10 protein-coding genes are annotated in these 10,560 nt (G+C 68.2%); 1 reads left to right on the top strand and 9 read right to left on the bottom strand.

What is annotated here, in order from left to right:
- Positions 1-215: 215 nt before the first annotated feature.
- From JWN21_RS10950 to JWN21_RS10940, 3 genes are all read right to left on the bottom strand, one after another.
- Positions 216-566, bottom strand: a complete 351-nt coding sequence (locus JWN21_RS10950; protein WP_299649743.1) for a GIY-YIG nuclease family protein — start codon at positions 564-566, stop codon at positions 216-218.
- Between the two features lie 74 nt (positions 567-640).
- Complete coding sequence (locus JWN21_RS10945) at positions 641-1,060, bottom strand: biopolymer transporter ExbD (protein WP_299649740.1); 420 nt, start codon at positions 1,058-1,060, stop codon at positions 641-643.
- A 91-nt stretch (positions 1,061-1,151) separates the two neighbouring features.
- Positions 1,152-1,742: a hypothetical protein gene (locus JWN21_RS10940; protein WP_299649737.1), complete on the bottom strand. Its 591-nt coding sequence runs from the start codon at positions 1,740-1,742 to the stop codon at positions 1,152-1,154.
- Positions 1,743-2,255: 513 nt separating this feature from the next.
- Here JWN21_RS10940 and acnA point away from each other — a divergent pair.
- Entirely contained in the window at positions 2,256-4,928 is a 2,673-nt protein-coding gene (gene acnA / locus JWN21_RS10935; RefSeq protein ID WP_299649734.1) for an aconitate hydratase AcnA, read from the top strand.
- Here acnA and JWN21_RS10930 read toward each other — a convergent pair.
- The 6 genes from JWN21_RS10930 to sufC form a co-directional block, all read right to left on the bottom strand.
- Positions 4,898-6,310, bottom strand: coding sequence for an amino acid permease (locus JWN21_RS10930; protein ID WP_299649731.1), 1,413 nt, complete (start codon positions 6,308-6,310; stop codon positions 4,898-4,900). The genes acnA and JWN21_RS10930 overlap by 31 nt on opposite strands.
- 109 nt (positions 6,311-6,419) lie before the next feature.
- Positions 6,420-6,773, bottom strand: a complete 354-nt coding sequence (locus JWN21_RS10925; protein ID WP_299649728.1) for an iron-sulfur cluster assembly accessory protein — start codon at positions 6,771-6,773, stop codon at positions 6,420-6,422.
- Positions 6,773-7,228 carry an SUF system Fe-S cluster assembly protein gene (locus tag JWN21_RS10920; RefSeq protein ID WP_299649725.1) on the bottom strand — a complete coding sequence of 152 codons (456 nt, stop codon included), beginning with the start codon at positions 7,226-7,228 and terminating at the stop codon, positions 6,773-6,775. The genes JWN21_RS10925 and JWN21_RS10920 overlap by 1 nt, the downstream gene beginning before the upstream one ends.
- On the bottom strand, positions 7,225-8,421 hold the full coding sequence (locus tag JWN21_RS10915; RefSeq protein WP_299649746.1) for an aminotransferase class V-fold PLP-dependent enzyme: 1,197 nt from the start codon (positions 8,419-8,421) through the stop codon (positions 7,225-7,227). The genes JWN21_RS10920 and JWN21_RS10915 overlap by 4 nt, the downstream gene beginning before the upstream one ends.
- Positions 8,422-8,576: 155 nt before the next feature.
- Complete coding sequence (locus JWN21_RS10910) at positions 8,577-9,644, bottom strand: SufD family Fe-S cluster assembly protein (protein ID WP_299649722.1); 1,068 nt, start codon at positions 9,642-9,644, stop codon at positions 8,577-8,579.
- Between the two features lie 142 nt (positions 9,645-9,786).
- Positions 9,787-10,560: Fe-S cluster assembly ATPase SufC (gene sufC, locus JWN21_RS10905; protein WP_299649719.1), on the bottom strand; the 774-nt coding region annotated here is incomplete at its 5' end.

Below are 10,560 nucleotides of genomic sequence, written 5' to 3'. Positions count from 1 at the left end.
AGCGGATCGCTTTCCGAGCGCGATATGGCGAGATTGGGATCGTTGATACGAGATTGGAATGCGCAGGTTGCGACTTGATCGGTGCAATGCCGCCAGCGACGCCGAGGTTGCTGAAACGGGTTCAGCATGACGGAGCACGTGGGCCGTGACCTGCTGGGTGCCAGCGGCGTGCTACCACCCGCTCGCACCAAGCATCCTGCGCTAACCACCCCCCGTCATGCTGAACTAGTTTCAGCATCCACGCGCGACGCCCGCCCCGGATTGAGCGGCTCAAAACCATAATCCAACGCCAGATCGCGCCACGCCGGGTTAACGCCCTCGATCAGGTTGATCTTCCACTCGCGATGCCAGCGCTTCAATTGCTTCTCGCGCAGGATCGCGTGCTCCATGTCGCCGAAGAACTCGACGTAGACCAACCGCGTGACGCCGTAGCGGCTGGTGAAGCCCTTGATCTGCCCTTCGCGGTGTTGCCACCAGCGGCCGAGCGGGTCGGAGGTGACGCCGATATAGATCGTGCCGCGGCGTTGGCCGGCTAGGATGTAGACGGCCGGTGTTCTGACCCTCATGCCGCCCCCCGTTTCGCCGCCGTCTCGCGTGGATGCTGAAACGAGTTCAGCATGACGGGCTGCGGGCGGCAACCCTACGGCGCACCCGCCCCCAACCCCTCGAACCCCAACCGCGTCACCCCGGCACCCCGCACCACCCCCAGCACCGCCGCCGCCCGCGCGTACCGGACCTGCGGGTCCGCCCCCAGCACCACCGCCGCGTCCGGGCCGATCGCCGCCAGCCGCGCAGCCAGCGCGGCGTCACTCACCCCCACCCCGTCCAGCGCCACCGCGCCGTCGCGCGCGACCGTCACCCGGTACGTCACCGGCGGCGGACCCGAGACCGGCGCGTGCGCGGGCAGATTCACCTCCAGCTCGGTCACCGCCGCCGGCACCAGCAGGATGAACATGACGATCAGCACCAGCAGCACGTCGATCAGCGGCGTCATGTTGAGCTCGCTGATCGGCCGCCCCTCCTGCACGGCGGCGGCATAGGCGGGCGTCGGACGGCGCATGGCGGCTCTCCTGCTGATGTGATGAGATACACAGAGTGGCCGTCAACCGCGTTCTTCGCCACGGCCCGATGGGCGGCAGGTCGCCCTCCCCCTATGGGACCAGCCCCGCGTTCCGCATCTCGTCCGCCACCGCCGCCAGCCGCGCCCGCTCCGCCGCGGCCGCCTCCGCCTGATTTCGCGCCACCATCTTCTCCATCGCGACGATCTTCTTCTCCAGCACCCTCAGCAGTTCCGCGTCGGGTACGGGCGTGTACCCCGGCAGCGCCTTGCTCTTGAACACCTGTTCGGAAGGCTTGGTCGGATCGATCCCGCGCTCCAGCATCAGCTTCAGCACCGAATCGGAATATTTCCGTTTCACGCCGACCAGCTTGCCGCCCTGGAACACCGGCTCCTCCACGCCCACCACCGCGCGCTGATACGCCGCCTCGACCAGTGTCGGGCGCACCACCGCCAATGCCGCCGCGCAGTCCGCGTCGAACACCGGATCACGCGCGCGCAGGTTTCGCACGGAGGTCATCGACATGCCGACGCCGCGCGCCGCGACCTCCATCGTCGCCTGCCGGGCCACCGCCTCCAGGAAATGCTGCCTGCGCCGCGGCGTCCACCCGTCCCGGCGCACCCGCTTGGCCTTCTCCGGCGGCAGGACCTCCACGCATCCCGCCGGCTTCCTTGCCTCCGCCATCCCGCTACTCCTCGATCGAGTGAGCGGATCAGATATGTCGGCTCTGGGCGTGTAGGACAGCAAATTGCGATCGCCCCCGGCGGAAGCCGCAACATGGCCAGACCCACCGGTCGCCGCTTCGTCGCAACGCCGCAGCCAGGCCACGCCCGATGGCGTTGTGGCCGGAGAACAGCGGGCGCACCCATGCCGCTCCATTGCAGGATCTTCGTCGGCGGCGGGTTCGACGACAACGTCACGCACGTCGTCGAGAGCTATCGAACGCGCTGCGCGGCATCGGCCGCGCCGGAACCGAGCGCTGCGCTGGCTACCGGAGCGCATCTGACGCCCATCTGGGCCCCGGCTTGCGCCCGGCAGGGGCTGGATGACCGCGCACGACCTACCCTTCCACCACCGGCGACGCGAACACCCTCCACACCCTTCCCCGCCCGCAACCCCCTTGCTAAGGCCAGTGCAACCCAACCGCTCCCCCGCGACGTCCCTCCGCGCCGTCGCGACATACGATAAGGACCGCGCATGACCGCCATCGGCCAGGACACGCTCAACACCCGCACAACGCTGACGGCCGGCGGCAAGTCCTACGACTATTATTCGCTCGCCAAGGCGGCGGAGAAATATGGCAACATCGACCGCCTGCCCTTCTCGATGAAGGTGCTGCTGGAGAACATGCTCCGGTTCGAGGACGGCAAGACCGTGACCGAGGCCGACATCCAGGCGATCGTCGACTGGCAGGTCGAGCGCTGCTCCAACCGCGAGATCCAGTATCGTCCCGCGCGCGTGCTGATGCAGGATTTCACCGGCGTGCCCTGCGTGGTCGATCTCGCCGCGATGCGCGACGCGATCACCACGCTCGGCGGCGATCCGGGCAAGATCAATCCGCAGGTCCCCGTCCATCTCGTCATCGATCACAGCGTCATGGTCGACGAGTTCGGCACGCCGCAGGCCGCGAGCCAGAATGTCGACCTCGAATATGCCCGCAACATCGAACGCTACGAGTTCCTGAAATGGGGATCCAAGGCGCTCGACAACTTCCAGGTCGTGCCCCCCGGCACCGGCATCTGCCATCAGGTCAATCTGGAGTACGTCTCGCAGACGGTCTGGTCGTCCGCCGCGCCTGACGGCGCCACCATCGCCTACCCCGACACGCTGGTCGGCACCGACAGCCACACGACCATGGTCAACGGGCTGGGCGTGCTCGGCTGGGGCGTCGGCGGGATCGAGGCCGAAGCCGCGATGCTGGGCCAGCCCGTCTCCATGCTCATCCCGGAGGTGGTCGGCTTCCGGCTGACCGGCTCACTCGGCGAGGGCATCACCGCCACCGACCTCGTGCTCACCGTCACGCAGATGCTGCGCGCCAGGGGCGTCGTCGGCCGGTTCGTCGAGTTCTACGGCCCCGGCCTTGCCGCGATGACGCTCGCCGACCGCGCCACCATCGCCAACATGGCGCCCGAATATGGCGCGACCTGCGGCTTCTTCCCGATCGACGAGCGCACGATCGAATATCTCAAGCTCACCGCGCGTCCGGCGGAAACGATCGCGCTGGTCGAGGCCTATGCCAAGGCACAGGGCTTGTGGCGCCACGCCGACGCGCCCGACCCCGTGTTCACCGACACGCTGGAGCTCGACATGAGCAGCGTCGTGCCGTCGCTCGCCGGGCCCAAGCGCCCGCAGGACAAGGTCGTGCTGACGCAGGTCGACAACGTCTTCAACACCGATCTCGCCAAGGTCTATCACAAGGACCATGCCGAGCGCGTCGCGGTCGAGGGCCGCGATCACGACATCGGTGACGGCGACGTGGTGATTGCCGCGATCACCAGCTGCACCAACACCTCGAACCCCTCCGTTCTGGTCGCCGCCGGCCTCGTCGCCCGCAAGGCGCGCGCGCTGGGTCTCAGCCCCAAGCCGTGGGTCAAGACCTCGCTCGCGCCGGGCTCGCAGGTGGTGACCGACTATCTCGACAAGGCGGGCCTCAGCGCGGACCTCGACGCGATGGGCTTCAACCTGGTCGGCTATGGCTGCACGACCTGCATCGGCAATTCCGGCCCGCTCGCCCCGGCCATTTCCGCCGCGATCAACGAGAATGACCTCGTCGCCGCGTCCGTCCTGTCCGGCAATCGCAACTTCGAAGGCCGCGTAAGCCCCGATGTCCGCGCCAACTTCCTCGCCTCACCGCCCCTCGTGGTAGCCTACGCCCTCAAGGGCACGGTCACTCAGGACATGACCACCACCCCCATCGGCCAGGGCACCGACGGCGCGGACGTCTTCCTCAAGGACATCTGGCCCTCGAACGACGAGGTCGCCGAGGTGATGACCGCCAATATCGACGCCGGCATGTTCTCCGCCCGCTACGGCAACGTCTACGCAGGCGACGGCCACTGGCGCGGCATCTCGGTCGAGGGCTCGGACACCTACACCTGGCGCGCTGGGTCCACCTACATCGCCAATCCGCCCTATTTCGAGGGCATGGAGATGCAGCCGCGCCCCGTGATGGACATCCGCGACGCGAAGCTGCTGGCTGTCCTGGGTGACTCGATCACCACCGACCACATCAGCCCCGCCGGCTCGATCAAGGCGGACTCGCCAGCCGGGAAATGGCTTATGGAGCGTCAGATCTCCCGCGCCGACTTCAACAGCTACGGTGCGCGGCGCGGCAACGACAACGTCATGGTCCGCGGCACCTTCGCCAACATCCGCATCAAGAACGAGATGGTACCGGGCGTCGAGGGCGGGATGACAAAATACGCCGGCGAGACCATGCCGATCTACGACGCCGCCATGCGCCACCGCGAAGACGGCACGCCGCTCGTCATCGTCGCCGGGCTGGAATACGGCACCGGCTCGTCACGTGACTGGGCGGCGAAGGGCACCAACCTGCTCGGCGTCCGCGCCGTGATCGCCGAGAGCTTCGAGCGCATCCACCGCTCCAACCTCGTTGGCATGGGCGTGCTCCCCCTCCAGTTCGCCGACGGTGTCACGCGCAAGACGCTGGCACTTGACGGCTCGGAAACGTTCACGATCGAGAACGTCGCCGCGCTGCGTCCCCGCCAGGAGGTGCAGGTCCACCTCACCCGCGCCGACGGCTCGACCGAGCAGTTCGCGACCCGCTGCCGCATCGATACCGTCAACGAGCTGGAGTATTTCCTCAACGGCGGCATCCTTCAGTACGTGTTGCGCAAGCTCGCCGCCTGACGGGTGGCACCGCGCCGCGCGTAACCGAAGTAGATCAGCAGCCCGATCGCGTTCCACGCGAAGAAGTATAGTTGCGTCTGCGTCGGCAGGCTGACGAACAGGTACAGGCAGCCGACGATGCCGATCGTGCCGACCAGCGTCGCAGCCGGCGCGCGGAAGGTGCGCGCGGCGTCGGGCGCGCGGTGGCGCATCACCAGCATGCACACGCACACCGCCACGAACGCCGCCAGGGTGCCCGCGTTCGCAAGCGCGGCGATCGCGTCGATCGGCATCACGCCGGCGATGATCGCCACCAGCACCGCCGTCAGCCAGGTGATCCGCGCCGGTGAGCCGCGCTTTGAGACGCGCGCGAGGCTCGCGGGCAGCAAGCCATCGCGCGCCATGACGAAGAAGATGCGGCTCTGCCCGAACAGGAAGCCGAGGATCACCGTCGGCAGCGCGATAACCGCCGAGATGGCGAGGAAGGTCGCGAAGCCCGGCTGGCCGATACCGCGCAGGATCAGCGCCAGCGGCTCCGGGCTGGCGGCGAACCGCGTGTAGCTCAGCGCCCCCACCGCCGTGACCGCGACGAGCATATAGATCGCGACGCACGCCACCATCGACCCGACGATGCCGATCGCGAGATCGCGCCCCGGGTTCTTGGCCTCCTCCGCCGCCGTGGAGATCGCGTCGAATCCATAGAACGCAAAGAAGATGATCGCCGCCGCCGCCATCACCCCGCGCTCGACACCATCGGGACTGACCTGCTTGGCAAAGCCATGTGGGCTGAAGGGCTGCATGTTCGCGGCGTCGAAATAGGGCAGAGCCACGGCGACAAAGACCGCGAGCGCGACGATCTTGATCACCACCAGCATGGCGTTGAGCGTCGCGCTCTCGCGGGTGCCGAGCGTCAGCAGGCCGGCGACGACGAAGATGATGACCATAGCGGGCAGGTTGACGACCCCGCCCAGCGAGGGTCCCTCGGCGAGCCATCGCGGAAACCCGAACGGCTCAAGCAGCGGATAGATGTACCCCGACCAGCCGACCGCGACGGCGGACACGACCAGCGAATATTCGAGGATCAGCGACCAGCCGATCACCCAGGCGATCACCTCGCCCAGCACGACATAACTGTACGTGTATGCGCTGCCCGAGGCCGGGATCATCGTCGCCATCTCGGCATAGGCGAGCGCCGCGCACGCGCAGATCGCGCCGGCGATGGCGAATGACAGGATCACCGCCGGCCCCGCGCGGTCCGCGCCGACGCCGATCAGAGTCAGGATGCCCGTGCCGACGATCGCGCCGACGCCCATCGCGACCAGATGTGGCCATGACAGCGTGCGGGCGAGTTGTGGACCCCGCGGTTCGTCGGCGAGCAGTTTCTTGCGGAACAGATCGGCCATCTTACCCCCGTCATGCTGAACTCCGTTTCAGCATCCATGCGACACGTCGCCCGCTTAGCGAGCCTTCTAGGTCGCGCATGGACCCTGAAACAAGTTCAGGGTGACGAGATCAGACCGTAAAACTCTCGCCGCACCCGCAGGCGCCCTTGGCGTTGGGGTTCTCGAACACGAAGCCGGCGGCGAAGTCGTCCTCCACCCACGTCATCGTCGAGCCGATCAGATACAGGATCGAGCCGCCATCGACGAACAGCGTGCCGCCGGGCGTGTCGATGCGCTCGTCAAAGGCTTTGGCCTCCGTCACGTAGTCGACCGAATAGGCCAGCCCGGAACAGCCCCGGCGCGGCGTCGACAGCTTGACCCCGATCGCATCCGAAGGCGCGCGCGCCATCAGATCGGCGATGCGCGCGTGCGCCGAAGCGGTCAGGTTGAGCGCAGCGGGACGTGCACGGAGCGTCGTCGCCATCACAGCATCCCCAATTCGAGCCGAGCCTCGTCTGACATCTTCGCCGGGTCCCAGGGCGGGTCCCAGACCAGATTGACTTCGGCGGTCGCGATACCGGGCACGGCGGAGACGCGCAGCTCGACCTCGGCGGGCATCGACTCCGCGACCGGGCAATGCGGTGTGGTGAGCGTCATCGAGATCGCCGCGTGGCCGTCCTCCGTCACGTCGACCCCGTAGATCAGCCCGAGTTCGTAGATGTTGACCGGAATTTCGGGGTCGTAGATCTCCTTGATCGCCTCGACCACCGCGTCGTGCAGCGCCCCGCCGGGCTCTGCCGCCGGATCGCCCTGCGGCTTTTGCGCAAGGAAGCCCTCCAGATAGTCGCGCTTGCGGTCGAACACCTCAGCGGCCGTCTCGACGCGTACCTTCGGTGGCGGCGTGACGCTCTCGACTTCCTCGACCTCGAAACTGCTCATCCGAAAATCCTTGTCACCCGGTCGATCCCGGCGACTAGCGCCGCGACGTCCGCCGGTCCGTTATAGACGCCAAAACTCGCCCGGGCCGTCGCGTCGATGCCCAGCGCCGTCATCAGCGGCTGGGCGCAGTGATGACCCGCGCGGATCGCCACCCGGCTCTCGTCCAAGATGGTGCCGATATCGTGCGGATGCACCCCCTCGATCGTGAACGACACGATGCCCGCCGAGTCCGCCGGCCCGAACAGCCGCACGGAATTCATTTGCCCCAGCGCCTCGCGCGTCACGGCCACCAGAGCGGTCTCGTGCGCACGGATAGCAGCCAGGCCGATCGCATCGACATAGTTGATCGCCGCGTGCAGCCCCAGCGCGCCGACGATGTGCGGCGTCCCCGCCTCGAACCGTGCCGGCGGCGGCGCGTAGGTGGTGCGCTCGAACGACACGCGGTCGATCATCGCGCCGCCCCCCTGCCATGGCGGCATCGCGTCGAGCAGCTCGGAACGACCCCACAGGCAGCCAATCCCGGTCGGCCCGTACAGCTTGTGCCCTGAAAAGACGTAGAAATCGCAACCCAGTGCCGCAACATTGACCGGCAGGCGGGGCACCGCTTGGCAGCCGTCGAGCAGGATCTTCGCCCCGACGGAATGCGCGATCCGGCTCGCACGCGCGCCGTCGAGCACCGAGCCGAGCACGTTGGAGACATGATTGAGCGCCACGAGTTTGTGCGCGGGCGTGATCATCGCCTCCATCGCGTCGAGGTCGATGCACAGGTCGGGGGTCAGCGGCACCACGTCGATCGCCGCGCCGATGCGCTCGGCCGCCATCTGCCACGGCACGATGTTGCTATGATGCTCCAGCATCGACACCAGGATGCGATCGCCGGCCTTGAGCTGCGTGCCCGCCCAGCATTGCGCGACGAGGTTGATCGCCTCGGTCGCGCCGCGCACGAACACGATCTCGTCCGCGCTGCCGGCACCGATGAACCGCGCCACCCGCTTGCGCGCGGCCTCGTACGCCAGCGTCATGTCGGCCGAGCGCGCGTACACGCCGCGATGCACGGTGGCGTAGCTGGTGTCATAGCCGCGTGTGATCGCGTCGATCACCGCCTGCGGCTTCTGCGCCGTCGCGGCGGTATCGAGGTAGGCCCAACCCGCCGGGATGGCGGGGAAGTCGGCGACGAGATCCAGCGGCTTCAGATCCTCCCCGGGACGGGGAGGGGAACCGTCCGGCGCAGCCGGATGGTGGAGGGGGTTCTCAACCGAGGTCACCGCCCGTGGCACGCCCCCACCATCACTCGGCTGCGCCCAGCGGTCCCCCTCCGCGTAAACGGGCAGGATTTCACTAGGCGCGCTCACAACGCACGCTCCAGCCAGGCATCCGCGTCCGCCTCGAACGCATCGCGCACCGTGTCGTCGCCGATCCGCCCCAGCGCGTCGGCGACGAACGCGCGGGTGAGCAGCGCCTGCGCGCGGGCCGGCGCAATGCCGCGCGATTCCATGTAGAACAGCGCACGACGGTCAAGCTCGCCCACCGTTGCGCCGTGTGCGCACTTCACATCATCGGCGAAGATCTCCAGCTCCGGCTTCAGGTTCACCGTCGCGGTGCGCTGCAGCAGCAGCCCACGCAGCGACTGTTCGCCGTCGGTCTTCTGCGCGTGGCGCGCGACCTCGACGGCGGCGGCGAGGCTGGCGGTCGAGCGATCGGCGGCGACCGCGCGCCAGAGCTGGTGCGACTGGCCGTTTGGCTCGGCATGATGAACGCGCACCGCGCATTCCTGCCGCTGCTCGCCGCGGCACAGCAGCGCGCCGCCGACCTCGGCATAGCCGCCCTCGCCCACCGTCACCTGGCCATCGATCCGCGCGCCGGCATCTCCCGCGCCGAGGAAAACGGTTACAAGGCGTGCGGCAGCGCCGATGCTGGTATCGTCGCGCAGCGAGACAAAGCCGGCGCTCTGCAACAGCCGAACCGACCGATGCAGCCGCGCGGCACGACCGAGCGTGATGCGCGTGGCGCGATTGGTCCAGCCCGATCCGATGTACGTTTCGACGACCTGCGCGACAGCGTCGTCGCCCAGCGCGATCGCGGCGGGCAGGTGATTCTCCTTGCCGGTCGCGACGTGGACGATCTGCACCGGATCGGCGGCGGTATCGCGGTCGAGCCGCAGCGCCCAGCCGAGGCCGCGCGCATGCTTGCCGAGCGCGTGATCGCCCGCCGGGTGGTCCTCGATGGTGACGCCGCCAAGCTCGCTGCGCGACGCGTCGAGCTTGCCGTCGACGAACAACAGGCGCGCGCCGGGCAGGTCGAGCCACTCGTGCGCCGCCGCCGCGACCGGGGCGAGCGCCGCCGCCGCCGACAGCGCGCCGAGGTCCGCCCAGCGCCATGCCTCGGCGCGGGTGGAGGGGAGTTCCAGCAGGGTCATTCAATCCTCCCCGCTCGCGGGGAGGGGGACCGCGCCGAGGGCGTGGTGGAGGGGCGGTGCCCCAAAAGATCACATTCGTGGAGAGGCCCCTCCACCACGCCGCTTCGCGTCGCGGTCCCCCTCCCCGTGCCGAGGAGGATCATCACGCCGCCACCCCGTAACCCTGCCGCTCCAACTCGTGCGCCAGCTCCGGCCCGCCGGTGCGGGTGATGACGCCGCCGTCGAGGACGTGGACGAAGTCGGGCCGCACATAGTCGAGCAGCCGCTGGTAATGGGTGATCAGCAGCACCGCCTTGTCCGGTCGGCGCATGATGCGGTTGATGCCGTCGCCGACGATGCGCAGCGCGTCGATGTCGAGGCCGCTGTCGGTCTCGTCCAGGATCGCGAAGCTGGGGTCGATAATCCCCATCTGCACCATCTCGTTGCGCTTCTTCTCGCCGCCGGAGAAGCCGACATTGACGGGGCGCTTGAGCATGTCGGCGTCCATGTCGAGCTTCGCCGCTTCGCCGCGCGCGAGCTTCAGGAACTCCGCGCCCGACAGCGGCTTCTCGCCACGCGACGCGCGCTGGGCGTTGAGGGATTCGCGCAGGAACTGGACGTTGGAGACGCCGGGGATTTCAACCGGATATTGAAAGCCGAGGAACAGGCCGGCGGCGGCCCGCTCGTGGGGGTCGAGCGCGAGCAGGTCGATCCAGTCGCCGTCGGCAGACGCGGTGGCAACCCCCTCCCGTTGATCCCGAGCCGAGTCACCCCGCTCCCGTTCGTCCCGAGCGAAGTCGAGGGACAATGTGTCTCGACTACGCTCGACACGAACGGAGGTGGTGTCGCCTGCGCCAGTGATAGGGCGGAACCTCACGCTCCCCCCCGTCACCTCATACCCCGGCCGCCCGCCCAGCACATAGCCGAGCGTCGACTT

This window comes from Sphingomonas bacterium (genome assembly GCF_028292945.1).
GTDB lineage: Bacteria > Pseudomonadota > Alphaproteobacteria > Sphingomonadales > Sphingomonadaceae > Sphingomonas.
The sequence above is the reverse complement of the archived record's forward strand: the minus strand, read 5'-3'. Positions and strand labels throughout refer to the sequence as shown.